Here is a 24,215-nt window from a genome sequence, read left to right on the forward strand (position 1 = left end):
TTCTGATGAAGCTCGACAAGATCGACATCAAAATTCTCTCCGAGCTGCAAAAGAACGGGCGGATATCCAACGTCGAGCTTGCCGAGCTGGTGTATCTGTCACCGAGCCCCTGCCTGATGCGGGTCAAGAAGCTTCAGGCGGAAGGCTTCATCACCGGTTATTCCGCCCAGATCGATGTCTCCAAGCTCGGGCAGACGTTGACGGTCTTCACCGAGATCACGCTCAGGAACCATCGGCAGAACGACTTCGCGCGGTTTCTTGCCACTGTCGAGAAGATCGATTCCGTCATCGAATGCCATCTTGTTTCAGGCGGCTACGACTACCTGGTGAAGTTTGTCACAGCGGGAATCACCGAATACCAGACGGTCATGGAGCGCCTTGTCGAAATGGACATCGGCATCGACAAATATTTCAGCTTCGTCGTGCTGAAATCCCCTATCGTGAAATCTCACCTGCCGCTCGACGCCATATTCGGCAGATGAGGAAGAGGCTGCCCCGCGCATGCGGCGGCAGTCTGGACGATCATCTTTTCATTGCTGCCCGCACGTCCTTGTCTTCGAGGGTGTGGTCCAGCGTCATCCGCGTGCGTTCGAGGATTCCATCGATATCGTCCTCCGTGCAGCACAACGGCGGCGCATAGCCCAGGATGCCGCTGTTGAAGGCGCGGATGATGAGGCCGTTCGCCCATGCGCGGTCGAAAATACGGCGACCCGGATCGGCTGCCGCCGGCAGCGGCGTCTTGCGCTCCTTGTCAGTGACCAACTCGACCGCGGCCAGCATGCCGCGACCGCGAATATCGCCAACCAGCGGGTGGTCGGCGAGCGAGCGAAGGCCTTCCATCAAGCGCTTCCCGGCCTTCCGCCCGTTCTCGAGCAAGCCCTCTTCGTAGAGACGCAGGCATTCCAGCCCCACCGCCGCGCTCACAGGATGGGCTGAATAGGTGTAGCCATGGCCGACAGGCGCTTTGCCGGCTCCGTCCGCGATCGTATTGTAGACATGGTCCGACATGAAGACTGCGCCCATCGGCACGTAGCCCGAGGTCAGTCCCTTCGCCGTGGTTATGAAATCCGGCACCACATCGTCCTCTTCACAGGCGAAGAGCGGACCGGTGCGGCCAAAGGCAGTGATGACTTCGTCGGCAACGAACAGAATGTCGTGTTCCTTGCACACGGCGTGCAGGGCCTTCAGCCAGCCTGTCGGTGGAACGAGGACACCGCCCGAACCCTGAATGGGTTCGGCGTAGAAGGCCGCAACGCGGTCCGCGCCGAGTTCCGCGATCTTGGCGCGCAGGGCCGCGACCGATGCGTCGATAATCGTCTGCGGATCGGAACCGACCGGATTGCGATAGGCGTAGTGCGAGGGAATCTTGTGCTGCCAGTCGTAAGGCACGCCGAAGCCCGCATGGAAAGCGGGGATCGCGGTCAGACCGGACCCTGCCGTCGAGGATCCGTGGTAGCCATACTCGACCGAGATGAACTGGTCCTTTTGCGGCGTACCCTTGGCATGGTAGTAGTAGCGGATGAAACGGATCGTGCTGTCGACTGCGTCGGAACCGCCCAGCGTGAAATAGACATGGTTCAGATCGCCGGGCGCCAGTTCGGCAAGTCTGGCAGCAAGACGAATGGCGGGCTCGGACCCCAGCCCGAAGTATCCCGTCGCATAGGGAAGCTCTCTTAGCTGCTTGGCCGCTGCCTCAACGACGCTTTCCTGCCCGTATCCGATGTTTACACACCATAGACCCGCGAATCCGTCCAGCAGCGTTTTCCCGCTTGCATCGGTCACCATCGCGCCCTTGGCGGATTTGAGCACCCGCACACCGGTTTCCTCGTGGCTCCGATAGCATGAAAACGGGTGAACCAGATGCGCGCGATCGAGTTCGATCAGTGAGTTTGCCAGCATTTCTTCCTCCGATTCAACCGAGTGCCTGACTGACCAACGCATATGTGCGGTGATGCACGGGCTTGCTTTCTTTGGGCGTGGCCATGGAGCGTCGCATCGTGATCCCACCGCCGACGGGCGCGAGCCCGCGCCCGGTGAGCCATTCAGCAAGATCCGTTGAAACGTCGGTATCGACACGGACGAACTGGCCCTGATGATGGGCGAGCAGAAAGTCGATCAGGGCTTTGGCCTCGGTACCGTTTCTCGCCACCACCGGCCCAATGACCAGCCCCCGGCCGAATGGCCGGATGGCGGAAAAGGCCTGGGTATCGCCTTCATCGCGAATGACAGCGAACTTCGCGCGCTCGCGAAGCAGCTTCATCAGCGCCGAACGGTCATGGCCAAATGCCTCGCGATCCAGCACCCCGAGGCGGGCAAGATCGCCGCTCTCGGCCCAGGATACACGGGCCGGTGCGGAAACAGGCAATGCCTCGCCCTGATGCTGTTCGATCTCGCCACTCGTGACGAAGCCCAACTTCTCATAGAGCGGCAGACCTTCCCGTGTCGCCGCCAGGCAACAGGTGCGCTCACCCGCCTTGGCAAGCGCCTCTTCCATCATCTTTCGGCCGAGCCCGCGGCCGCGCATGGCCGCATCGACGATCACCATGTTGATGGCGGCGGCATCGTCGCCGTAGGGGGTCATCATGATGGTCGCCACCACGCGTTCTTCTTCCAGAGCGACGATCCCCCGGCTGACCGACTGGACCAGCTCCCAATCCTCGCGGCGATGCGGCCATCTAACTTGGCGAGACAACTCGACAGCACCTTCCAGGTGCCCCGGTGTCATCTCTTCAAGGATGATCTGTTGTGTGGTCATGATGAATTTCCGGCCTTCGTCTTCAGGTGCTAACGGTAGACCACCAAAGACAGCAGTTCCTCCCGACCGGCAGCCATGCGCGACGCGTTTTCACTATCCTTCGCCGCTCGCGCCGCATCTTCTGCCGAAGCATGGCCGACAGGCCGCGCTGCTCCCAAAGCTCGAAAGGACACGTGGCGCAACTCTCTGCCAAACCGGCGATGCAATACGAAACGATCTGCTTCAGGTCGCAGCGAATGCGGCCGTTAGTCTTCCAGATCTCCGACTATGGTGATCGTGGTACAGGCACGCTGTGCCGAGAAAACTAGGAGGATGGTCGCCATGTCGACGTTCAGACCGAAATATATCACCTTCGACTGCTACGGCACGCTCACCAATTTCGATATGGCCGGTGCGGCGCGGCGCGTCTACGGCGAGCGCCTCTCCCCAGAGGCAATGGCCAGCTTCGTGGAGGCTTTTAGAGGCTATCGCCTTGACGAGGTGCTGGGGCCATGGAAACCCTTCCTCGAGGTGGTGCAGAATTCCATCGAACGCAGCTGCAAGCGCATCGGTATCCAGTTCAAACCCGAAGATGCCCAACGCATCTATGACGAAGTGCCAACCTGGGGTCCGCACCCCGACGTCCCGGCTGGCCTGTCCAGAGCGGCCAAGGAAATCCCACTGGTGATCCTGTCCAACTCCATGAACAGCCTGATCATGTCGAATGTGGAAAAGCTCGGCGCGCCCTTTCACACCGTCATCACCGCCGAAGAGGTTGGCGCCTATAAGCCGCTGATGAAGGGCTTTGAATACATGCTCGACAAGCTCGGCTGCGGCCCTGAGGACATTACTCATGTGTCGTCCTCATTCCGCTACGATCTCATGACCGCCTATGATCTCGGTATCAAGAGCAAGGTCTGGGTGAATCGCGGCCACGAGCCCGCGAACCCCTTCTACGAATACACCGAGATCAAGGATATCGGAGGACTGGCCGCCGCCGTCGGACTGGAGCCCGTTCGGGAAGTTGCTTGAGGCTGGCGGGCCTCCGGCCATCGCGGCATCCGAAGTATCGAATGAGAAAGGGGCGGTTCGGCCGCCCCTTTCTCATTGCTTGTCTCGCTCTTGAGATTCGAAAAGGCCTCTAATTCAACCCGCCGACGTGAAGCGTCTTGACCTCCAGATATTCCTCAATCCCCAGCTGCGATCCTTCGCGCCCCAGCCCCGACTGCTTCACACCGCCGAACGGAGCGACCTCTGTCGAGATCAGGCCGGTGTTGAGCCCGACCATACCGAACTCCAGCGCCTCGGCCACACGCCACGATCGTTTGAGGTTTTCCGTGTAGAAATAGGCGGCAAGGCCGAAGGGTGTTCCATTGGCGATCGCGATGGCTTCCTCCTCGGTTTCAAAACGGAACAACGGCGCAACGGGCCCGAACGTCTCTTCCGACGCCAGCAGCATTTCGGTCGTGGCGTCGCCGAGCAGAATAGGCCGGGCGTATTGCTTGCCTTCCGGCACTGCTTCGCTCCGGGCAATTATCCGGGCGCCTTTCTCCAAAGCATCGGCGACATGCCGCTCGATCTTCTCGATGGCGGCCCCATTGATCATCGGCCCGATGACGACGCCCTCCTCTGTACCGGCGCCAACCTTCATCTCTGCAACTCGGCTGGCGAGCTTGGCAGCAAACGCCTCATAGATGCCGGCCTGCACGAGAATGCGGTTGGCACAGACGCAAGTTTGGCCGCCATTGCGAAATTTGGAGTTTACCGCCCCTTCGAGGGCGAGATCGAGATCTGCGTCATCGAAGACGATGAAAGGCGCGTTCCCGCCGAGCTCGAGGCTGAGCCTTTTGATGCCGTCGGCGGCGCCCTTCATCAGAAGCGCGCCGACGCGGGTTGAACCTGTGAAGGAGATCTTGCGCACCGTTTCGTTGGCCATCAGCTCTTTGCCGATCTCCGCCGGCATGCCGGTTACGATGTTGATAACGCCTGCCGGGATGCCCGCCCGCTCCGCCAGGACGCCGAGCGCGAGCGCCGAAAAGGGTGTGAACTCCGACGGCTTGATCACCACCGTGCAGCCGGCGGCAAGTGCGGGCGCCACCTTGCGCGTGATCATCGCATTCGGAAAATTCCACGGGGTGATGACGGCGCAGACGCCGACTGCTTCCTTGAGAACCAGAATGCGGCGATCGGCAGTGGGTGACGGAATGGTCGAGCCACCGATCCGGCGCGCCTCCTCCGCAAACCATTTCACGAACGACGCGCCGTAGCGGATCTCCGCGAGCGCCTCGGCAAGCGGCTTACCCTGTTCCAAAGTCAGCAGAAGCGCCAAATCCTGTTCATGCCGGCGAATGAGGTCGTGCCAGCGTTCCAGCAGTCCCCCGCGCTCGGCATGAGTCTTCTTCTTCCAACTCCTGAACGCCTCGGCCGCAGCGCCGATCGCGGCCCTGGTCTCGTCGCCCCCCATGTCGGGAACGGTGCCGAGAACATTCAGGCTGGCAGGGTTGGTGACCTCGGCGACGGCCTTTGTGTCCGCGTCCCGCCACACACCGCCAATCAACGCCTGCTGGCGGAACAGGTCGGTATCGTTAAAGGTGCCAATCTTCGTGATCGCATTCATGGTCTTTTTCCTCTGCCCTTTCAGCTCAATGCCGCAAGCACGGCTCGCGTGATTGTTTCAGTCCGGTCCTTGCCTGCGATCGTGCCTATGCCCTGCGCGGTTACGGACTCGATCGCCGACATCACTTCGGCCGCAGCATGCCGCTCGCCCAGATGCTCCAGCATCATCGCACCGGACCAGACCGCGGCGATCGGATTGGCGACGCCGAGATGCGCGATATCGGGTGCCGAACCATGGACAGGCTCGAACATGGAAGGTGCGCTGCGATCGGGATTGATATTGGCAGAGGCGGCATAACCCAGCCCGCCCTGGATGGCCGCTCCGATATCGGTGAGGATGTCGCCAAACAGGTTCGAGGCGACGATTACGTCGAGGCTGTCAGGCGCCAGCACCATGCGGGCAGCCATGGCGTCGATGTGGTAGTGCGAGACCTCCACATCGGGATAGTCCTTCGCTATCTCGCGCGTCACCTCATCCCAGAAAACCATGGAATGTTTCTGCGCGTTGGATTTGGTCACAGATGCGAGCTTCTTGCGGCGCGCCCGCGCCTGTTCGAAACCGAAACGCATGATCCGTTCGACACCCGCACGCGTGAAGATTGCTGTCTCAATCGCGACCTCATTGGCTGTGCCGGAATGAACGCGCCCGCCGGCACCGGAATATTCGCCTTCCGTATTCTCGCGTACGCACAGGATGTCGAAACCATCGGATCGGAGGGGCCCCTGAACGCCCGGCAACAGCCTGTGCGGTCGTATGTTGGCGTACTGCGTGAACCCTTTCCGGATCGGCAGGAGCAGTCCGTGAAGCGATACTGAGTCGGGCACTTCGGCGGGCCACCCCACAGCACCGAGATAGATCGCATCGAATTTCCGCAGTATCTCGATGCCGTCTGGCGGCATCATTGCGCCGGTTTCCAGGTAATAGGCGCACGACCATGGGAAGCTTGTGCCATCAAGGGCGAAACCGCCCCGTTTTGCCGCCGCCTGCAGCACCTGCCATGCCGCCCCAGTCACGTCTTTGCCGATGCCGTCGCCGGGGATGAGCGCTATTTTATAGGTCGTCATTTGATGGAGGTCCTCATCCGGCACTAGCGTTTCATCGGAACAATAATGGACCGCGCGCCGCATTTTCCGTCGAGGATGAGCCGCCCGACGGCGTTGAATCGCGTCAGGCGGAACTTGGAAAGTCGATTGTTCTGGAACCGCCGCGCGCGCTATTCGGCCGGACCTTGGGCATTGAACTCAGTCATAAACGCAGACGTAGATCTTGCGCACGGTCTCGATCGTACGCCAGACGCCGACGAAACCGGGCTTCATCACGAAACTGTCGCCGGCGCGGTAGGTCTTCGTCTCGCCCGCCTTCTCCTCGATTTCGATCACACCCGAAATGATGTGGCAGAACTCGTAGGTAGTGCCCTTGATCGAATGCGTCTCGCCGGGGGTCGCCTCCCAGACGCCGGTCAGAACCTTCTCACCTTTCGAGGCATCCTGCGCCCAGGTCTTGAAGGATGGAGTGCCAGAAATGAGCCGCTCCGGCAGCGGCAATGCCTCCTTCGGCGTGAAGGCGGGATTTGTGTCAATCGTGGTCAGCAGTGACATGTGAGGTTTCCTGGTTAGTAGCCGAGCGTTCGATCGACGAGGCCGATCAGTTCGTTGCCGGCGCGGTGGCGCCGGATGTTGTCCACGGCGGATTGCGCCGCCGTATGCGATTGTGTCACCGAGGCAATGTGCGGCGTTATCATCACCTTCGAATGCGACCACAGCGGATGGTCTTCCGGGAGCGGTTCTGGATCAGTGACATCAAGCATCGCCGCAGTTAAGTGACCGGTGTCGAGCGCGTCGATCAGCGCGGCCTGGTCGAGTTGCGGACCCCTGCCGACATGCAGCAGCTGCGCCCCGGCTGGTAGCAAGGAGAAGAGCCCGCCATTGAGAATGCCGCTCGTTTCCTGTGTCAGCGGTAGCAGACAGACGAGAATGTCCGTCTGCTTTAGAAAGTGGGGCAACTGATCGGCGCCGTGAAAACAGGCAACGCCCTCTATCCGCTTTTCGCGGCGGCTCCATCCGGCTAGCGGAAACTGGAACGGCTTCAGGCGCTCGATTGCCGCCTGCGCCAGCATGCCAAGACCAAGAAAACCGACCCGGCGTTCGGCCGCCTGCCGAGCGGCAATCGGTTGCCAGAGGCACCTTTTCTGCTGCTCGAGATAGGCGGGCATCTCCCGGTGGAGCGCCAACACGCCAAGCGCGACGTATTCCTGCATCATGCGTATGATGCCATCCTCGACCATGCGCACAAGCTTCACATGGCTTGGCACCACGTCCTGATTGAACTGGTCGACGCCCGCTCCGATGGAAAATAGCACTTCCAGATTGCGGTAGCGCGAGATCTCGTCCGGCACTGTCCAGGTGATGAGATAGCGCACATTCTCCGGCTCCATCTCCTCGCCGGAATGGAAGAATTCCAGATCCGGGAGTTCGCGCGCGAAGATCTCGCGGAACACCGCAGCACGCGCCGCATCGGAATTGAAAAGAAATGCCATGGAACCCGCCCTCTAGTTCATGCTGCAAGGCGCGCGCCGAGATCCTCGATCATGCTCTGGCAGGCAGCAAGTTCACCGATCTCGATGTATTCATTGGGACGATGCGCGCGGGAAATTTCGCCGGGGCCGCAAATGATCGCATCGATACCGGCCTGCTGATAAAGCCCGGCCTCCGTGCCGTAACTAACCGCTGTGAGCGGCTCCTGCCCCGTCAGCTCGGTCAGAACCGCCGCTAGCTCACTACCCTTCGCGGGCGCAAGGGCGGGATAGGAACTCAACTCGTGCCAAATTACCTCGAAGCCGCTGTCGCGCAGGGCAAAAAGCTCGGCCTTGACCGGCTCAAGCAGGGAGGCTGGAGAAACGCCCGGCACGGCACGTACCTCGATATCGGCAGTGCAGTGGCCAGCGATGATGTTGACCGCCTGTCCACCGGCGATGACGCCCACCTGCAAGGAAGAATATGGGGGCTCGAAATCTTGATCGAGCGGTCCGTCGGCGAGGGATTGGCCATAGGCCACGGCGTGCGTGATGACGCCGGCCATGGCGTGCACGGCATTGAGTCCGAGATCGGGGCGTGACGAATGGCCGGATCGCCCGATCACTTCGAGCCGCGCCGCCGCCTTCCCCTTGTGCGCACGCACAGGTTGCATCCGGCTCGGCTCGCCGACAATCGCGCCAAGCGGCCTCTCGCATAGCATCGGCAACGCAACCAGAAGATGCGGCACACCACGGCACCCCGCCTCTTCATCGTAGGAGAATGCGAGATGAACTGGCTGCCGCAGTTTCATCGCCGCAAGCCCCGGCAGCGCGGCCAATGCGCAGGCGAGAAAGCCCTTCATGTCGGTGGCGCCGCGGCCGTAAAGCCTGCTGCCCTCGCGACGCAGGACGAACGGATCCGAGCTCCATTCCGGCTCGCCGGCCGGCACAACATCCATATGTCCGGAGATGATGTAGCCCCGACCCTCGCGCGGGCCGATCGTGACGAACAGGTTGGACCGGTCGCCCTCGGGACCGGGCAGAACCGTCACCTCGGCTCCGGCTGCCTGACAGTAGTCGCGGATCCAATCGACGATCGCGCCGTTTGGCGTGCCCATAACAGAGGGAAATGCAATCAGGGTCGCGAGGATTTCTTCCACGTTCATGGCGGTCCGCTCTGCTTGCACATTGTCACCGGGTGCGATCAGCCTATCCGTAGGCAGCAGTGTTCCCTGCCGAATCGCGTCGTGCTTTGGCTGAAGATTGCGAAAAAACGCCTCGAATCAGCGAAACCTGCTGGCTTTCCCCTGTAAAGCTGCGGCAAATGAGGCCTGTCGCAAACATGGCTAAAGGCGCCAGGATCAAGACGCATGCCTTGGGCATTCGTTGAAGGAGCGGATCGACTAACATGCAGAGATCAGTGCGCCTGAAATCCTTTGAACTGGTCGCGCGGGACATCAATGATGTCGACGTTGATCTGCTGCATGCACTATCGATTTCTGTCCGCTGGCCGCATCGCCCCAAGGACTGGAACCTACTGCGCCGCGCCGGCCACGGCATCGTCGCCGTTGACGGAATTGGGCGCGTCTTCGGAAGCGCGATGTGGTTTCCCCACGGGGACGATTTTGCCACCATTGGTCTGGTGATCACGACGCCCCGCGCACAGGCGCAGGGAGGTGGCCGATGGCTCATGGAACAGGTACTTGAGCAGTGCGGGGATCGCAATCTGGCCCTGAATGCAACCCATCCCGCCTATCCTCTGTATATTTCACTCGGCTTCACGAGCGAGGCGATCGTCTACATGCGCCAGGGCGAGGCCCCACAAAAACTCCCGCCGATGCCAGTTCTGGATGGTGAACTCAGTGAGCTGCCCAGCGACAGACTTCGCGAGATCACCGAGCTGGACGCGCGTGCGTTTGGGACAAATCGTGCGGGGCTACTTGCGTTGCTCGCAGAGGATGCCTCGATAGCCACTCTGAGCCGCGGTGGCGAGGTCGTTGGCTATTCCATGTGTCGCGAGTTCGGGCGCGGCCATGTGATTGGCCCCATTGTGGCTCGAAGCGACCAGGACGCGATCCATCTCACCGCCGTCCATCTGAAGAAGCTGGCAGGTCGATTCGCGCGCGTCGATACGCGCGAGAGGGATGGCGTGTTTGCCGAGTTCCTTCAGCAGAGCGGCCTCGGCATTGCCGAGACCGTGACGACAATGTCCAAAGGCCGCCGGTTCCTGAACCGGGAAAGCAACGGACCTTGGGTTTACGGATTGGCCAGCCACGCCTGGAGCTGAATGCAAGCACGCTATCGCCGTCAAGCAGCAGATGTGCAGGTTCAAGGCTCTCACAACGACTCCAGCGCCCTGGACATACGTTCGAGCCCTCTGCGCAACAGCGGACGAGGGCAACCGACATTGAGGCGAATGTAGCCTTCGCCACCGGGTCCATAGACGCGCCCATCGTACAAATTGACTCCGGCTCGGTCGACGAAAAACCGCTGAACGCCTCCCACCTTCCGATCGAGCCCGCGCGCATCCAGCCACACCAGGAAGGAAGCGTCCGGCCGCATCGGTGTGATGCCCGGCAGGCGATCCTCGGCGAACTTGAGGACGAAATCGACATTACCGCCGATGTAGCGCGTCAGCTGATCCAGCCACGGCGCGCCGGTGCTGTAGGCGATCTCTAGCGCCAGCCGTCCAAAGAAGTTGGCGTTGACCATGAACGATGCCTGCATGCTGGCCAGAAGCGCCTCGCGCCGCTGCTTGTTGGCCACCGACACGGTTGCGGAGGGCACGCCGGCCAGATTGAAGGTCTTCGTTGGAGCCGTGCAGATGAATGACTTTTCCGCGGCATCCTCCGAGAGGGACGAGAAGACAATGTGCGGGCGATCCGATAATCTGATATCGCAATGGATGTCGTCAGATATGACGAGGATGCCGTAGCGCTCGCAGACATCGTTCAGCGCCGTCAATTCCCCGTGCGTCCACGCCTTTCCAGCTGGATTGTGCGGATTACACAACAGGAAGGCCTTGGCCCCGGCTGCCAGTTTCGCGAAGTTCTCCAGGTCGAGCTCGTATCGGTTATTCTGCAACCTTAGCCTGTTGACCAGCAGCTTCCTTCCGTTGCCCTGAATTACTTCGAAATAAGGCGAGTAGATGGGAGACTGCACAATCACCCCGTCCCCGGGCTTCGTGAAGGTCCGAAGCATCGCGGCCACCGACGGCATGATCGCTGGCGCCGGCAGCAGGGATTCCAGTGCCGGCGACCAGTCGTGCCGACGCGCGAACCATGATTGCACAATCTCGTAGTGACGGGGGTCGCGGCGGGTATAGCCATAGATACCATGGTCCGCGGCTTCTCGCAGGCGCGCGATGACGGTTTCAGGCGCGCGAAAATCCATGTCCGCGGTCCATAGCGAAAGCAGATCTTCGCCCTCGACCCGAGGCGAGAATTCGTCCCACTGATTGGCCCATTTGACTGACCCAAATTGGTGGCGATCATAGATCCTGTCGAAGTCGATCATTCCAACATTTCTTTCCGCAACCGTAGATTGCGATGCATCTGCACAGCCATTGCTTGATTTCCGGGTGTGGTTTTTGCCGCTCGCCGCTGCTCGAACTTTCGGAGCGCTATCTGAGGATTTTGCGCAGGAAACTGTCGAGCACGGTCTGTCGCATATTCCGCTTCCTAGCTCTCGTGGCCGCGCGCCAACGCGCGCTCCATCGACTGCGAGTAGCGGGACATTCCAAAGCAGAAGATCCAGTAGACCAGCCCGGCGAAGAGATAGCCGGTCGAGGAGATCGTCGGCCCAGCCCAGTTCGGGTCGACTCGCGCCGTTTCGACGGCCCTCAGGAAGTCCGCAATGCCGACGATCGCTACCAGCGTCGTGTCCTTGAACAGCCCGATAAAGGTAGAGACTATGCCTGGGATAACGATCGTGAGCGCCTGCGGCAGGATGATCAGACGCATCATGGTGAAATAGCTGACGCCGAGCGCCTTTGCCGCCTCATATTGCCCCTTGGGGATCGCCTGAAGGCCTGCGCGCACCACCTCGGCCATGTAGGCGGACGAGAACAGCGCTATCGCAATCAGCGGACGCAGCAACCGATCGGGCGTCAGATAGTCGGGCACGAAGAGCGGCATCATGAAATTCGCCATGAACAGCACCGTGATGAACGGCACACCCCTCACGACCTCGATGAAGGTGACACATACTGCTCTGACGAGGGGAAGCTGCGATCGCCGGCCAAGCGCGAGAAGCACGCCGAGCGGCAGCGAGAAGACAATGCCCACGATCGACATGAGCAGCGTGATGAGCAGACCTCCCCACAAGACGGTATCGATGACCGGCAGATCGAGCGACGCGACGCCCCTCAACAGCACGAAGGCGACGAACGGATAGACAATAAAGAACAGCAACCCAGCCAGGTTGCGCCGCGGCGCTTGTTTCCACATCAGCCAGACGATCAGCACGGCGCCGATTGCCAGCGTCAGGTCCACCCGCCAGCGCTCGGACACGGGATACGCCCCGTAACGGAGATAGTCGAATTTCTCGACGATGAACGGCCAACAGGCGCCGTCAGGGTTGGCGCGGCATTCTTCCTGTCCGCCGGCCCAGACTGCGTCCAAGACTGCAAAGCTCACGAACTGCTGCAAAAGCCATGCCGCGAGAACCGTGAAGCAGATCGTCAGCGCGCCGGAGAACGGTGTCGGGAACAGGTTCTTTCTGATCCAGGTCGCCGGGCTCGGCCGGATTCCACAAGGCGGTGCCATCGGGGGCAGAAGCGAGCTGTTAACGAGCGGCGGATGCAGGGACTGGTCGCTCATGCATCACCTCTCGACGATCGCGAAACGTTGATTGAACGCGTTCATGGAAATCGACGTGACGAGGGAAATCGCGAGATAGACCGACAGCGTGATCGCCATCACCTGGACGGCGGCGCCGGTTTGGTTGAGCACCGTTCCCGCAAAAATCTGAACGAGGTCGGGGTAGCCGATAAACACGGCGAGTGAGGAATTCTTCGTGAGGTTCAGGTAGTGGCTAGTCAGGGGCGGTATGATGATGCGCAGTGCCTGCGGAACAATGACCAGGCGAAGCGTTTTGCCCGGCGCAAGCCCGAGCGCATGGGCGGCTTCGGTCTGGCCTTTCGGAACAGCCTGGATGCCGCTGCGGACAATTTCCGCGATAAAGGAAGCGGTGTAGACGGAGAGACCGATCAGAAGGGCGGCGAACTCCGGATAAAGCTGGTGCCCACCCCGGAAATTGAACCCTTTCAACTCCGGCACCACGAACGACACCGGCGAGCCGACCAAAAGGAACACGGTCAGAGGCAGTCCATTCAGGGCAGCGAGGCTGACCCACAGCACGGGCAGCTGTTTTCCGGTGCGGTTCTGTGCGCGCCTGGCGTAGGACCAATAAGCGACGCAGAAGATGGTAGCCGCCAGGAATGCAAGTCCCACGGTACCTGCTCCTGCGTAGAGCTGGACTTCCGGAATGATGAGACCGCGATTGTTCAGATAGACGCCGCCGGGGAGTTCGATCGACGCCCTCGGCGCAGGCAGCGCTTTCAGGACTGCATTGTACCAGAACAAAAGCTGCAGCAATAACGGGATGTTGCGTATGATCTCGACGTACGAAGCCGCGACCTTTGAAACGATCCAGTTCGGTGACAGGCGGGCAATGCCGACGACAAAGCCCAAGACTGTGGCCAACACGATTCCAAGCAAACTCACATAGAGCGTGTTGACCACACCCACCCAGAACGCTTGGCCGTAGGTGGAGAGCGTGTCGTAGGGGATCAGCGTCTGATTGATGTCGAAGCCGGCGGCCTCGTTCCAGAAGCCGAAAGACAGCGGAATCCCGCGTGCCCTCATGTTCGACGCAGTCTGGACGGCAACGCCCACGGCCAAAGCCAGCAGGCTGGCCGCCAGCAAAAGCTGATAGATGATGCCGCGGACCTTGGCGTCGTGCAGGGACAGGCTCCTGCGCGAGGGCGCGGCGAGCAGCACATCGGACATGACCCTGTTCCTGTGTTGGTGAAGAAAGACGCCGGCGCAATCGCCGGCGGCTCGTGACCGACCCAGCCTAGCGGATCGGCGGGGCGTACTGGAGACCGCCCTCACTCCAAAGAGCGTTCAGGCCGCGCTCCATCTTGAGCGGCGAGGCCTTCCCGATATTGCGATCGAACACTTCGCCATAGTTGCCGACCTGCTTGATAACGTCCACGGACCAGGTATCGCCAAGCCCGAGATCCTTTCCGAGGCTGCCCTCTGCTCCGAGCAGCCGACGAATGTTCGGGTTGTCCGACGACTTCATTTCATCGACATTCTCAGAGGTTATTCCCAACTCTTCGGCGGCTACCATGACAAGGAGCGTCCATTTGGCCACATTGAGCCAGTGATCATCGCCCTGCCGCACGGCAGGCCCAAGCGGCTCCTTGGAGATAAGTTCGGGAAGCACGACGCTGTCGTCAGCCTTCGCCATACGCTGGCGCGACGCATTCAAGGTGGACGTGTCAGCGGAGAGGACGTCGCAGCGACCTTCGTCGTAGGCCTTTACGACGGCTTCTTCATCAGCAAACCCGACGGTCGAGTATGACATCGAATGCGACCGGAAGTAATCGGCGAGATTCAACTCGGTCGTCGTGCCCTGAGTGACGCAGATGGACGCGCCATCCAGATCCTTGGCCGAACCGATGTTCTCTGCTTTGCGGACCATGAAGCCCTGGCCATCGTAGAAATACGTGCCCGCAAAAAGTATTCCGAGAGATGTGTCGCGGGATGACGTCCAGGTTGCGTTATGTGCGAGTATATCGATCTCGCCCGACTGTAGGGCGGTGAAGCGGTCCTTCGGCGTAAGCGGAATGAACCTTACCTTCTGCGCATCCCCCAGAACCGCTGCGGCAACAGCGCGGCAATAGTCGACCACGAATCCGGTCCATTTGCCCTCATTGTCCGGAAGGCTGAATCCGGCTGTCGCTGAGTTGGTTCCGCAGGTCAGAACTCCGTTCTTCTTGACATTTTCGACCGTCGCGGCGGACGCGTTGGATGCGACGAGCCCTATAGCTGCTCCGACCAGTCCTTTGAGAATTGCCTGCATCTTGGTTCCCCTTATTCTCTTGTGGAGCACCAAGGTTGCGCAAGCGTCATTATTGGTCAAATTCATTCTCGTCATGATGAATATGAGCCCCACTCATACACATGGCTACGCTCGTAAGGGTTTCAGCCGTTAATCCCTGTCTGAAGACACATCTTCTCATACCAGCGCACTTCATTGGAGCAACGCGACGTGTGTCTCCTGTTTATTTCCTCTGTTCTCTCTCAGAAACAATTTCTCTCTTCTTTATCTGCGACTCAGAGTAGATATTTGAGAGAACTTCTTTGAGCCAGATCGTCCCTGGGTCTGTGGCCATCTGCGGATGAAGGAGCAACCACGCGCTCACATTTGGGATCGGCAGGGGCGGCGAAAGGAGCGTCACTTCACTCGCTTTATCAAGGATTTGGAGGATTCCGTCACCACAATGAGCAACAAGTTCGGTGCCTCGCAAAACCCACGGAAGTGCCAGATAATTCGATATCGTCGCGACCACGTTCCGCCGCAAACCAAGCTCCTTGAGGGCGGCATCGGCAAGCCCGCTGGAAACACCATCGGCGGAAACCTGCAAGTGAGACGCTGACAGATATGTCTCCATTGACATCGCCGAACTTGCGATTTGGCTGCCGCTCCAAACTGCGCAGAAGAGACGATCCTGGCCCAGTTCGATCTTCAACAGGCTTGGGTCATCCTTGATCACTGCTCCAGTCAATGCACAGTCGATCTGTCGAAGATGAACCGAGGACGGAATATCGAGCCCGTTCGCTGGAATAATGTTCAACGTGGCACCGGGCGCCTGCCTGGAAAACTCCCTGAGAAGACGTGGTATGATTATCATCGCATGGTAGTCAGTGAGTCCGACACGAAAGTTCCGCCGAGTGGTTGCGGGATCGAAAGTTTGATGGCGATCAATCGAGGCTCGAATCGTTGCTAATCCGGCTGAGATGTCTGGCAGAAGCTCAACCGCCCGCGGGGTTGGCCTCATAACTCCTCCATCGCGCGTGAACAGCTTGTCGCCGAAAAGGTGCCGCAGCCTGGATAAGGAATGACTGATCGCAGATTGCGTTCTTCCCAATTCGCATGCCGTACGCGTAACGCTTCTTTCGCGCATCATTACGTCGAATACGCGCAGCAAATTCAGGTCGAGGTCATCGAAGCTCATGAGATTGCCATGAATGGTTTGTCATGAATCAGCACCGAAAGATGACCCGTCTCAAAGAGCCGATAAGGCCTTGGTTTTTCATCATGAGGCGAGAACGTCCACGAGTCACGCGCGCCTCGTTTGCGAGCCCTGCCATCGCTACGGATTTGCAAGTCGGCGCGGGCAAGCGCCCGGAGACGCCACGTGACTTTCTGCGCCGGGTTGCAAAGGAGCTCGCATCGCTGTCCGAGGCGCGTGAGACGGCCGGCCTCAATCGGCTGATTTTTGCCGAGGCCTTCAGGTTTCCGGAACTTTCGCGGCTTTTCATCGAGCTCCACGACCGCGCGTCGGGGGTGATCCGCGAACCGCTCGAGGCGTGGCGCGAGGAGGGGCTTCTGCCTAACCTGCCCCAGCCGAAACTGGCGGCTATGCTGTTCGTACAGATGGTGGCCTCGCTGCCGCGCATCCGAGCGCTGCTTGGCGAGCCGATGAGCCGGCGTGAGAGCAACGCCCTGAGTGCAAGTTGCCGCCGACCTCTTTCTCAGAGGCTGCGGTTATAAGGAGGAGCGGCGGTGAGGCTGGTTCTCATCTTTGCCGGATTGCTGGCCCTCTATCTCGTCCTCGACAGGTCAGCGTGGTCGCTCCGGAGTTTTCGGGGCGAATGGGGGCTCATTGTCGGGACGCTAACGATCGTTGCGGCCTTCATTGTTGAGTACATGGTAGCGCGGAAGGTGCCGCGAGAGGCGGCGCTGGCGCTAGGCCTCGGTGCGCCGCGAAGCGGAGCAACTTGGTTCACAGTGATCGGCAGCGTCGTCTTGATCACACTGATCCCAATCTATTGCGCGATCGCGGGGCTACCGCTCTCGCTGCGCGATGGCTGGTGGTGGCTCGCGTTCGGCATCTTTGCACAGGGCGGGATCGCCGAAGAGACAGTGTTTCGGGGGTTCCTCTTCCGGCACCTGCGTGAGGGGCGGACCTTCTGGAGGGCGGCTGCAATCGCGGCGGTGCCGTTCGTTCTCGTCCATCTCGCGATGTTCTGGACGATGGAGCCGATCCTCGCGGCAGTGTCACTAGGGGTGGCGTTGTCGCGGATCTTCCCGTTGGCCGCGATCTTCGAGCGGGCGGGGAATTCGATCTGGCCGGGTGCGTTTCTGCATGCCGTGATCCAGGGGACGATCAAGCTTGTGGTGGTACCGGACGAAAGCTTTATCCAGCTCGCACTGGTCTGGCTGGTTGTGACCGCGGTGGCGCCATGGGCGGTGTTCCTCTTGCCGAAATCGCAGGCGGAATCGTTACCGAGAGGCAACCCTGGCCGGGCGCATGGCGGGTAGCCGCATCTGCATTCTGCAGCATCGCCGGCCGCTTCATCCAGTCGAGTGGCCTCGAAGGCAGAGATAGGGACGGCCTGCAACAGGCAGCGGAACCGACCGGCATGCAGCCGGTTGAATCGGCATGAAGGCTCGTCTTCCGACAACCAGCAATGCAAGGCTACATCATGAGCGTTCTGCAGAGTACCAAGAAAGCCGTCGAGCAGGTTACCGGTTTCGCAGCACCGGGCAGGCAAGAAGTAACCGATCTTGTAAGGCGGCGAAAAGCAAATGAGTTTTGGTTCAAGGATGATGGCCTGGTACCCAATCATCCGTTTTGGCCGCTTGTCGCCTATCGCGGCGCCGTGAGGCTGCCCGAAGAATTTGATCCCACAGCCGTCTTGGAGGAGCTTTTCGAGGTCAATGGATGGGGGGACAGCTGGCGGAATGGCATCTACGACTACGTTCACTACCATTCGCGAATACATGAGGTGCTCGGGGTTGCGGCCGGTACGGCCAAAGTCCGGTTTGGAGGCAAAAAGGGCCGAACCCTGTCCCTGAAGGCCGGCGACGTCGCGGTTCTTCCGGCCGGCACCGGGCACCAATGCCTTTCGGCATCCGACGATTTTCTAGTTGTCGGCGCCTACCCTCCATTTGGGACCTATGACGAATGCACGACTGCCCAGGAGCATGATCGCGCGCTCGCGACGACCAAGAAGGTAAGTCGTCCACGCAAGGATCCCGTCTATGGGAGCAGAGGCCCGCTTCTGCAAAGTTGGAAGAAGACCTGAAGCAGGCGCAGATCGATCGAAGACCCACAAGCACAGAACGCACGAGCTGGGGCGTCTCGCGCTCCTGGTCGCATTGTTTGGAAAACCCATCGATCAAGACGGGCACTTGGTGCTCGGCGATTACGGCCAGGTTGTTGCCGAGCGCCGCCGGCCCGTGACAGCCAGGTGCACGCCGTCGCACCAGGCGCCGCGTCGGCCCACGCCGACGCGCTGGCCACGAGCCCCGTAAGCAGAACGGGCACGCACGATCGTCCGCCGCGCCTGTTCTTCGAGCGTCTCCATGTCATGCGAGGTCATGGTTCTTCAGCGGCAGCGTGCGAATGCGCTTTCCGGTGGCGGCGAAGATCGCATTGAGGACAGCCGGCGCAGCGACCGCGATAGTCGGCTCGCCGACGCCGCCCCAGAAGCCGCCGGATGGCATTATGATCGTCTCCACCTCCGGCATGTCGGCCATGCGCACGACCTCGTAGCTGTCGAAGTTCTCCTGCTCCATGCGGCCGCCATTGACGGTGCATTCGCCGTAGATGCAGGCGGAAAGGCCGTAGACGAAAGAGCCCTCGACCTGCCGCTCGACTTGTGCGGGGTTGACGACATGACCCGGATCGGTGGCCGCCACGATGCGATGGATCCTGAGCTGCCCATCGGTGACCGAAACCTCCGCTGCCGCCGCCACATAACTGCCGAAGCCCATGATCTGCGCCAGGCCGCGGTGAACGCCGGCCGCGGGCGGGTTGTCCCAGCCGATCCGTTCGGCGACCGCCTCCAGCACGGCGAGATGTTTCGGATGTTTGGCCATCAGCCTGCGGCGGAAGGCAAGCGGGTCGACGCCGGCCGCATGGGCGAGTTCGTCCATGAAACACTCGACGTAGAGCGCGTTCTGGTTGAGGTTGACGCCGCGCCAAAAACCTGGCGGGATCGGCGGGTTGCGCATGGCATGATCGACAAGGAGATTGTCCACCGTATAGCCCAGTGTGCCTTCCGTGCCGGCGAGGACGAGCCCCTGGAAGACCACCGGGTCCATGCCGTTCTGCATGCCCTGCGGCCGCACCGCAGCAAGGATCGACTGGCCGGATATGCGCATGTGCAGAGCGGTCAGGTTGCCGTCCGCGTCGAGCGCGCCCGTCAGCCGGCATCGGGTGGTCGGGTGATAGGCGCCGTGCAGCATATCCTCTTCACGCGACCACATCAGCTTTACCGGCGTTCCCGGCACCTGCCTGGCAATGCTGACCGCCTGGCGCACATAGTCCTGGAAGTTGCCGCGCCGGCCGAAGCCGCCGCCGAGATGGATCTTGTGCACCTCGCATTGCTGCACCGGCAGGCCGGCGGCCTCGGCCGCTGCAGCAAGGCTCGCCTCGCCATTCTGGGTCGGCACCCATACCTCGCAGCGCTCCGGCGTGTAGAGTGCCGTCGCGTTCATCGGCTCCATGGTCGCGTGGTTCTGGTAGGGGAAAGCATAGGTCGCGGTGACCGTCTGGTCGGTGGCGGACAGGGCAGCACCGGCGTCACCTTGCCTGGCGCCGACGAAGGCGTCATTTGCGCCGAGCCCCTCTTCGAGCATCGCCGCGATCGAGGCGCTGGTGACCTGCCTGTTGGGACCTTCGTCCCAGACGATCGGCAAGGCATCGAGAGCGGTCTTCGCCCGCCACCATGTGTCGGCGACAATCGCAACGGCGGTCTCGTCGACCTGAACGACAGTGCGCACGCCCGGCATGCCCGCCACCGCCGCCGCGTCAAAGCTCTCCACCTTGCCGCCGAAATACGGGCAGGCCCGGATCGCCGCGTTGAGCATGTTCGGCAGTTTGAGATCGGCGCCGTAGACCTGGCTGCCGTTGAGCTTGTCGGCCGTGTCGAGCCGCGGCAGCGGCTTGCCGGCTATGGTCCAATCCTTCGGGTCCTTGAGCGTGACATTGGTGGGCGGCGTCATTCGCGCGGCGGCGGCAGCCAACTGGCCATAAAAGGTGGCGCGATCTGATGCTGCATGCGTGACCATGCCCATCCTTGCCGTGCATTCGCTGGCCGGCACGCCCCATTCGGCGGCCGCGGCGGCGATCAGCATCTCGCGCGCAACGGCGCCACCAATGCGCACATACTCGTGTGACTCGCGGATGCCGCGGCTGCCGCCGGTCGAGAAATTACCCCACACGCGGTCGCGCGCCAGGTTCTGGGCCGGCGACGGATATTCGGTCGTGACCTTGGACCAGTCGCAGTTCAGCTCCTCGGCGACGAGTTGCGCCAGGCCGGTCAGCGTCCCCTGCCCCATCTCGGAGCGGGCGATGCGGATGACCACCGTATCGTCGGGCCTGATCACCACCCAGGCATTGATCTCCGGCGCCGCCTTGCTGCCCTCGGCGCGTGCCGGCTTGATGAACGGCACGTTGAATCCGAGGGACAAGCCGCCGGCCGTGGCGGCCACGCCGATGATGAAGCTGCGGCGGGAGAGGGAAATTGTGGCGTTCATGACTGTTCTCCTCAACCGCGTTGCGTGGCTTCGCCGGCTTTGGCGGCCAGCTTGATCGCGGCGCGCACCCGGTTGTAGGTGCCGCAGCGGCAGATGTTGGTGATCTCGGCGTTGATGTCCTCGTCCACGGGGTTGGGGTTCTGCATGAGCAGACCCGCCGCAGCCATGATCATGCCGGCCTGGCAGTAGCCGCATTGCGGCACGTCGAGCGCCAGCCAGGCCTGCTGGACCGGATGCGAGCTGTCCGGCGAAAGCCCCTCGATAGTGGTGATTTGCTGGTCCGGCTCGACCGCGCTCACCGGCAGCACGCAGGAGCGCGTGGCGACGCCGTCTATATGGACGGTGCAGGCGCCGCAGGCGGCAACGCCGCAACCGTATTTCGTCCCGGTAAGCCCGATCTGCTCGCGGATCACCCACAGCAGCGGCGTATCCGGATCGACCTCGATGTCACGTGGCGTGCCGTTGATGATCAATCTGGCCATTGTGCAATCCTTTCGATCAAAGGCTGGCGAGGACCTCCGTCCGGATGCCGCACGGCATGGCCTGGCGGCAAAGACTGGAAGTCCGGGCTAGCGACGAGGCCAAGTTAGGCGGAAGCTGTCGCAGAACCTTGTCCCGACGACCGGCAGTTCATCGCAAGCTGTCGCAGGCGCTGCGCTCTGATACATTTCGTTACACTTCTCACGCTTTGTTGATGCCGCGCGAGATTGCCGCCGTGGCGCAGAAGGTGATCATCCGTGTAGACGCAAACTAGATATCGTCGATACTGGCCGACTATTCAGCGGCGGCTTTGGAGCATTGTATGGAAGCGGCGCAGCACATCGCGGTCGTCGACGACCACAGGGACATCCGCGACCTGGTCGGGAAATACCTCACCCAGCAAGGTTATCGCGTCAGCGTCGCCGACAGCACGGCCGCGCTCAAGCGGCTGCTCGACCGCAGCCTGCCCGATCTTATCGTCCTCGACGTCATGATGCCTGGCGAGGACGGCATTGCCGCCTGCCGGCACGTGCGCGGAACGGTCGACGTTCCGATCATCTTCCTTACCGCCATGGCCGAGGAGGTCGACCGGATCGTCGGCCTCGAGATCGGGGCCGACGACTACCTGACCAAACCGTTCAATCCGAGGGAACTGCTGGCGCGGATCAAGGCTGTGCTCAGGCGCGTCCACAGCCTGCCGCCGCAGCGCGGTCGGCTCAAGTCGAACGCGCTGCGCTTCGACCGCTGGACCCTGAATGTCGGCCGCCGCGAGCTGGTCGGGCTCGACGGCGTGGCGGTCGCGCTCAGCACGGCCGAATTCCGCCTTCTCACCGCCTTTATCGAGCATGTCGGGATCGTGCTCAGCCGGGATCAGTTGCTCGACCTCACCGCCGGGCGCTCGGCCGACGGTTTCGACCGGGCCGTCGACAACCAGGTGAGCCGGCTGCGCAAGAAGATCGAGGCGGACCCGAAGAATCCGATGCTGATCAAGACGCACTGGGGCGGCGGCTACTGCTTCACCGCCGAGGTGGCCCAGGCATGATGCTGTTGTGGAGACGCAGCCTGGCGGCCCGCTTCCTCATGCTGGTGCTGCTTGCGCTCGCCCTGTCGCAGGCGATCACCTTCCTGATCTCGTGGGACGAACGCGGACAAGCCCTGCACGCGGCGGCCAAGGGCGAGTTCGTCAGCCGCACGTCCTCCCTTGCCATTTTGCTGGACACGACGCCGCCCTCGCTTCGACCCGACATCCTCAACGTCAGCGGCACGGCCTATACGCGCTTCTGGACCTCGCACGACGGGCCGAGCAATCCCCTCGCCTGGCAACAGGAGGCGCTGACGCAGCTCGCCAAGCCGCTGCCCGGGATTGCCGCCAAATATGCCGCCTACATGAACGGGCAGGCTTCGAACGCAGTCGCTGCCGCCGACCCTTCGGTGCCGCCGCGCATGCTGGACCTGTCCGGCAGTGGCAGCCCGTTCACCCGACCTGCCAAGTTCCTTTATATGGACGGCGCCCCAAACGGCATGGGGCTTTCCGTCCGCCTCGACGACAGCACCTGGCTGAACGCGGCCTACGCCAAGGTGATTCCGAGTGCCTTCTGGACAACGCAATCGGCGATATCGCTGTCGCTCACCGCGCTCATCCTGTCCGCCATAGCGATTTTCGGGGCGCAGGCAATCGCGCGTCCGCTGCGACGGCTCGCCAATGCCGCTGAACTGTTCGGCCGCGGCGAGGCCGTGCCGCGGCTGCCGGAATCCGGGCCGGACGACATCCGCCAGACCGCCGAGGCGTTCAACCGCATGCAGGAGCGCCTGCAGCGCTTCGTCGAGGACCGCACGCGTATGCTGGCGGCGATCAGCCACGACCTGCGCACGCCGCTGACTTCGCTGCGGCTGCGCGCCGAGTTCGTCCAGGATCACGATCTCCAGGAAAAGATGCTGAAGACCATCGAGGAAATCCAGACGATGACGGAAGCAGCGCTCGCTTTTGCGCGCGAGGACGCCGCGGTGGAGGAGACGCGAACCGTCGACCTTTCGGCGCTGGTCGGCAGCCTCTGCGACGACCTCGAGGAGCTGGGCCAAAACGTCACTGTCAGCGACGGGCCCAAGGTGCTGTACCGCTGCCGGCCGGACTCGCTACGCCGGGCGATCCGCAACCTCGTCGAAAATGCCGTCCGCTATGGCGAGCAGGCCAAGGTGAGCCTGGTCAGGAGTGCCGACAGCCTGGACATTGTGGTCGAGGACGCCGGGCCCGGCATTCCGCCAGGCGAAATGGAACAGGTGTTCGCGCCCTTCTTTCGCCTGGAGCAGTCGCGCAACCGGGAGACCGGCGGCGTCGGGCTCGGCCTGTCAATTGCCCGCGCCATCGCCCGCCACCACGGCGGCGACATCGTGCTGGAAAACCGGAGCAACGGCCTTCGCGCGATCATCAGGCTGCCGCTTATCGACATGGCCAAGCAGCTTGCCCCGGCGCCTGTGCCTGAGACGAGCCCTCTGACCGGACTGCGATCCTTGCCGGCTTGACCGAAACCCATCTCGCGATCGCGCCAGGCGCTCGCATTTGCGTTAATGCATGTCGCGCAAAAGCATGCCCCCGGGCCTGACCCGGGCCTGACCCGAGGGTGTGCAGCGGTTTTGCGATTTACGACATGCATAAAACAACAACCTAAAGCGCGTCGCATGAGGCCGGTCAAACGCGACGCGCTTTAGGTGATGGCGTCTGAACGGTCGTCCTCGGCGGCGATCCGCTTCTCGACGATGGCTCGCAAAGCGTCGTTAATAGGGTCCTGCCAGCCCGGTCCGTCGCCCTGGAAGTAATCCAGGACAGCTCGATCAATCCTGATTGAAACAAGCTCTCTGACATTTGGAGCAGCTGCGGTTTCGCGAACCGGTGCGGCCGGCTTCTTGGCAGGCTTGAAGGCGGCTTCGGCGGCAGCCATTGGATTTGTCGGTCGGCGCGGAGGATTTGCCATTGATGGTCCCGACTCGAGATAACGAAAGGAAGAGACATGCAACGCAATACGCATCTGAATGCCTCGGCCCACTGCCTGGAACAGTGAATCGAATGTCGACGCGAGAGGCAATGGTCTCGC

At 61.5% G+C, this 24,215-nt stretch carries 23 protein-coding genes; 8 read left to right on the top strand and 15 right to left on the bottom strand.

All coding sequences use genetic code 11. From position 1 onward, the window contains the following. The first annotated feature begins 5 nt into the window (after window positions 1-5). Complete coding sequence (locus AC0L14_RS07645; protein WP_123145906.1) at window positions 6-482, top strand: Lrp/AsnC family transcriptional regulator; 477 nt, start codon at window positions 6-8, stop codon at window positions 480-482. Between the two features lie 40 nt (window positions 483-522). Here AC0L14_RS07645 and AC0L14_RS07650 read toward each other — a convergent pair whose 3' ends face one another. Both AC0L14_RS07650 and AC0L14_RS07655 read right to left on the bottom strand, forming a co-directional pair. Next, window positions 523-1,899: an aminotransferase class III-fold pyridoxal phosphate-dependent enzyme gene (locus tag AC0L14_RS07650; RefSeq protein ID WP_473749093.1), complete on the bottom strand. Its 1,377-nt coding sequence runs from the start codon at window positions 1,897-1,899 to the stop codon at window positions 523-525. A 13-nt stretch (window positions 1,900-1,912) separates the two neighbouring features. Then, on the bottom strand, window positions 1,913-2,755 hold the full coding sequence (locus AC0L14_RS07655) for a GNAT family N-acetyltransferase (protein ID WP_473749094.1): 843 nt from the start codon (window positions 2,753-2,755) through the stop codon (window positions 1,913-1,915). A 321-nt stretch (window positions 2,756-3,076) separates the two neighbouring features. On the opposite strand from AC0L14_RS07655, the gene AC0L14_RS07660 reads away from it, so the two are divergent. Continuing rightward, window positions 3,077-3,766, top strand: a complete 690-nt coding sequence (locus tag AC0L14_RS07660) for a haloacid dehalogenase type II (RefSeq protein WP_473749095.1) — start codon at window positions 3,077-3,079, stop codon at window positions 3,764-3,766. Between the two features lie 109 nt (window positions 3,767-3,875). Here the strand turns inward: AC0L14_RS07660 and AC0L14_RS07665 are convergent, their stop codons facing one another. The 5 genes from AC0L14_RS07665 to argE form a co-directional block, all read right to left on the bottom strand. After that, a complete protein-coding gene (locus AC0L14_RS07665) occupies window positions 3,876-5,351 on the bottom strand; it encodes an NAD-dependent succinate-semialdehyde dehydrogenase (protein WP_473488321.1) in 1,476 nt (491 codons plus the stop codon). A 20-nt stretch (window positions 5,352-5,371) separates the two neighbouring features. Next, window positions 5,372-6,415, bottom strand: a complete 1,044-nt coding sequence (locus AC0L14_RS07670; protein WP_473488322.1) for a tartrate dehydrogenase — start codon at window positions 6,413-6,415, stop codon at window positions 5,372-5,374. Between the two features lie 177 nt (window positions 6,416-6,592). Then, window positions 6,593-6,949: a cupin domain-containing protein gene (locus AC0L14_RS07675; RefSeq protein ID WP_292178204.1), complete on the bottom strand. Its 357-nt coding sequence runs from the start codon at window positions 6,947-6,949 to the stop codon at window positions 6,593-6,595. Window positions 6,950-6,963: 14 nt separating this feature from the next. Next, the gene (locus AC0L14_RS07680; protein ID WP_473526736.1) at window positions 6,964-7,887 is read right to left on the bottom strand and encodes a 2-hydroxyacid dehydrogenase; all 924 of its coding nucleotides are present in this window, start codon (window positions 7,885-7,887) and stop codon (window positions 6,964-6,966) included. Window positions 7,888-7,904: 17 nt separating this feature from the next. Further along, a complete protein-coding gene (argE, locus tag AC0L14_RS07685) occupies window positions 7,905-9,029 on the bottom strand; it encodes an acetylornithine deacetylase (RefSeq protein ID WP_473749096.1) in 1,125 nt (374 codons plus the stop codon). Window positions 9,030-9,271: 242 nt separating this feature from the next. Between argE and AC0L14_RS07690 the strand changes: the two genes are divergently transcribed. After that, window positions 9,272-10,150 carry a GNAT family N-acetyltransferase gene (locus tag AC0L14_RS07690; RefSeq protein ID WP_473749097.1) on the top strand — a complete coding sequence of 293 codons (879 nt, stop codon included), beginning with the start codon at window positions 9,272-9,274 and terminating at the stop codon, window positions 10,148-10,150. Between the two features lie 50 nt (window positions 10,151-10,200). On the opposite strand, the gene AC0L14_RS07695 is transcribed toward AC0L14_RS07690, so the two are convergent. The 5 genes from AC0L14_RS07695 to AC0L14_RS07715 all read right to left on the bottom strand — a co-directional run bounded on the left by AC0L14_RS07695 (window position 10,201) and on the right by AC0L14_RS07715 (window position 16,111). Continuing rightward, window positions 10,201-11,379 (bottom strand): MalY/PatB family protein, encoded by a 1,179-nt coding sequence (locus AC0L14_RS07695; RefSeq protein WP_473526739.1) that lies wholly within the window; start codon window positions 11,377-11,379, stop codon window positions 10,201-10,203. 164 nt (window positions 11,380-11,543) lie between these two features. Continuing rightward, on the bottom strand, window positions 11,544-12,683 hold the full coding sequence (locus AC0L14_RS07700; protein WP_473749098.1) for an amino acid ABC transporter permease: 1,140 nt from the start codon (window positions 12,681-12,683) through the stop codon (window positions 11,544-11,546). A 3-nt stretch (window positions 12,684-12,686) separates the two neighbouring features. Continuing rightward, window positions 12,687-13,874, bottom strand: a complete 1,188-nt coding sequence (locus AC0L14_RS07705) for an amino acid ABC transporter permease (RefSeq protein WP_473488329.1) — start codon at window positions 13,872-13,874, stop codon at window positions 12,687-12,689. Window positions 13,875-13,941: 67 nt separating this feature from the next. Further along, a complete protein-coding gene (locus tag AC0L14_RS07710; RefSeq protein ID WP_473637570.1) occupies window positions 13,942-14,955 on the bottom strand; it encodes an amino acid ABC transporter substrate-binding protein in 1,014 nt (337 codons plus the stop codon). A gap of 202 nt (window positions 14,956-15,157) precedes the next feature. After that, window positions 15,158-16,111 carry a LysR family transcriptional regulator gene (locus AC0L14_RS07715; protein ID WP_473488331.1) on the bottom strand — a complete coding sequence of 318 codons (954 nt, stop codon included), beginning with the start codon at window positions 16,109-16,111 and terminating at the stop codon, window positions 15,158-15,160. A 41-nt stretch (window positions 16,112-16,152) separates the two neighbouring features. Here AC0L14_RS07715 and AC0L14_RS07720 point away from each other — a divergent pair, with 41 nt between their 5' ends. The 3 genes from AC0L14_RS07720 (at window position 16,153) to AC0L14_RS07730 (ending at window position 18,188) form a co-directional block, all read left to right on the top strand. Next, window positions 16,153-16,650: a TetR/AcrR family transcriptional regulator C-terminal domain-containing protein gene (locus tag AC0L14_RS07720; protein ID WP_473749099.1), complete on the top strand. Its 498-nt coding sequence runs from the start codon at window positions 16,153-16,155 to the stop codon at window positions 16,648-16,650. A 12-nt stretch (window positions 16,651-16,662) separates the two neighbouring features. Then, window positions 16,663-17,421 carry a lysostaphin resistance A-like protein gene (locus AC0L14_RS07725; RefSeq protein WP_473749100.1) on the top strand — a complete coding sequence of 253 codons (759 nt, stop codon included), beginning with the start codon at window positions 16,663-16,665 and terminating at the stop codon, window positions 17,419-17,421. Between the two features lie 164 nt (window positions 17,422-17,585). Then, window positions 17,586-18,188, top strand: a complete 603-nt coding sequence (locus tag AC0L14_RS07730) for a cupin domain-containing protein (RefSeq protein WP_473488332.1) — start codon at window positions 17,586-17,588, stop codon at window positions 18,186-18,188. A gap of 283 nt (window positions 18,189-18,471) precedes the next feature. Here AC0L14_RS07730 and AC0L14_RS07735 read toward each other — a convergent pair whose 3' ends face one another. Then, window positions 18,472-20,646 (bottom strand): xanthine dehydrogenase family protein molybdopterin-binding subunit, encoded by a 2,175-nt coding sequence (locus tag AC0L14_RS07735; RefSeq protein WP_473749101.1) that lies wholly within the window; start codon window positions 20,644-20,646, stop codon window positions 18,472-18,474. A gap of 11 nt (window positions 20,647-20,657) precedes the next feature. Then, the gene (locus AC0L14_RS07740; RefSeq protein WP_473526742.1) at window positions 20,658-21,128 is read right to left on the bottom strand and encodes a (2Fe-2S)-binding protein; all 471 of its coding nucleotides are present in this window, start codon (window positions 21,126-21,128) and stop codon (window positions 20,658-20,660) included. 320 nt (window positions 21,129-21,448) lie between these two features. Here AC0L14_RS07740 and AC0L14_RS07745 point away from each other — a divergent pair, with 320 nt between their 5' ends. Continuing rightward, entirely contained in the window at window positions 21,449-22,168 is a 720-nt protein-coding gene (locus AC0L14_RS07745; protein ID WP_473526743.1) for a response regulator, read from the top strand. Continuing rightward, window positions 22,165-23,646, top strand: a complete 1,482-nt coding sequence (locus AC0L14_RS07750) for an ATP-binding protein (RefSeq protein ID WP_473526744.1) — start codon at window positions 22,165-22,167, stop codon at window positions 23,644-23,646. Before AC0L14_RS07745 ends, AC0L14_RS07750 begins: the two co-directional genes overlap by 4 nt. A 182-nt stretch (window positions 23,647-23,828) precedes the next feature. Here AC0L14_RS07750 and AC0L14_RS07755 read toward each other — a convergent pair whose 3' ends face one another. Then, window positions 23,829-24,095, bottom strand: a complete 267-nt coding sequence (locus AC0L14_RS07755) for a BrnA antitoxin family protein (RefSeq protein WP_473488380.1) — start codon at window positions 24,093-24,095, stop codon at window positions 23,829-23,831. Between the last annotated feature and the right edge of the window lie 120 nt (window positions 24,096-24,215).

Source organism: Mesorhizobium sp. WSM4841, from assembly GCF_055811515.1.

Coding starts and splice junctions, on each gene's coding strand:
- AC0L14_RS07645 (WP_123145906.1), top strand. CDS start 6: ATGAAGCTCGACAAGATCGACATCAAAATTCTCTCCGAGCTGCAAAAG.
- AC0L14_RS07650 (WP_473749093.1), bottom strand. CDS start 1,899: ATGCTGGCAAACTCACTGATCGAACTCGATCGCGCGCATCTGGTTCAC.
- AC0L14_RS07655 (WP_473749094.1), bottom strand. CDS start 2,755: ATGACCACACAACAGATCATCCTTGAAGAGATGACACCGGGGCACCTG.
- AC0L14_RS07660 (WP_473749095.1), top strand. CDS start 3,077: ATGTCGACGTTCAGACCGAAATATATCACCTTCGACTGCTACGGCACG.
- AC0L14_RS07665 (WP_473488321.1), bottom strand. CDS start 5,351: ATGAATGCGATCACGAAGATTGGCACCTTTAACGATACCGACCTGTTC.
- AC0L14_RS07670 (WP_473488322.1), bottom strand. CDS start 6,415: ATGACGACCTATAAAATAGCGCTCATCCCCGGCGACGGCATCGGCAAA.
- AC0L14_RS07675 (WP_292178204.1), bottom strand. CDS start 6,949: ATGTCACTGCTGACCACGATTGACACAAATCCCGCCTTCACGCCGAAG.
- AC0L14_RS07680 (WP_473526736.1), bottom strand. CDS start 7,887: ATGGCATTTCTTTTCAATTCCGATGCGGCGCGTGCTGCGGTGTTCCGC.
- argE (WP_473749096.1), bottom strand. CDS start 9,029: ATGAACGTGGAAGAAATCCTCGCGACCCTGATTGCATTTCCCTCTGTT.
- AC0L14_RS07690 (WP_473749097.1), top strand. CDS start 9,272: ATGCAGAGATCAGTGCGCCTGAAATCCTTTGAACTGGTCGCGCGGGAC.
- AC0L14_RS07695 (WP_473526739.1), bottom strand. CDS start 11,379: ATGATCGACTTCGACAGGATCTATGATCGCCACCAATTTGGGTCAGTC.
- AC0L14_RS07700 (WP_473749098.1), bottom strand. CDS start 12,683: ATGAGCGACCAGTCCCTGCATCCGCCGCTCGTTAACAGCTCGCTTCTG.
- AC0L14_RS07705 (WP_473488329.1), bottom strand. CDS start 13,874: ATGTCCGATGTGCTGCTCGCCGCGCCCTCGCGCAGGAGCCTGTCCCTG.
- AC0L14_RS07710 (WP_473637570.1), bottom strand. CDS start 14,955: ATGCAGGCAATTCTCAAAGGACTGGTCGGAGCAGCTATAGGGCTCGTC.
- AC0L14_RS07715 (WP_473488331.1), bottom strand. CDS start 16,111: ATGAGCTTCGATGACCTCGACCTGAATTTGCTGCGCGTATTCGACGTA.
- AC0L14_RS07720 (WP_473749099.1), top strand. CDS start 16,153: ATGACCCGTCTCAAAGAGCCGATAAGGCCTTGGTTTTTCATCATGAGG.
- AC0L14_RS07730 (WP_473488332.1), top strand. CDS start 17,586: ATGAGCGTTCTGCAGAGTACCAAGAAAGCCGTCGAGCAGGTTACCGGT.
- AC0L14_RS07735 (WP_473749101.1), bottom strand. CDS start 20,646: ATGAACGCCACAATTTCCCTCTCCCGCCGCAGCTTCATCATCGGCGTG.
- AC0L14_RS07740 (WP_473526742.1), bottom strand. CDS start 21,128: ATGGCCAGATTGATCATCAACGGCACGCCACGTGACATCGAGGTCGAT.
- AC0L14_RS07745 (WP_473526743.1), top strand. CDS start 21,449: ATGGAAGCGGCGCAGCACATCGCGGTCGTCGACGACCACAGGGACATC.
- AC0L14_RS07750 (WP_473526744.1), top strand. CDS start 22,165: ATGATGCTGTTGTGGAGACGCAGCCTGGCGGCCCGCTTCCTCATGCTG.
- AC0L14_RS07755 (WP_473488380.1), bottom strand. CDS start 24,095: ATGGCAAATCCTCCGCGCCGACCGACAAATCCAATGGCTGCCGCCGAA.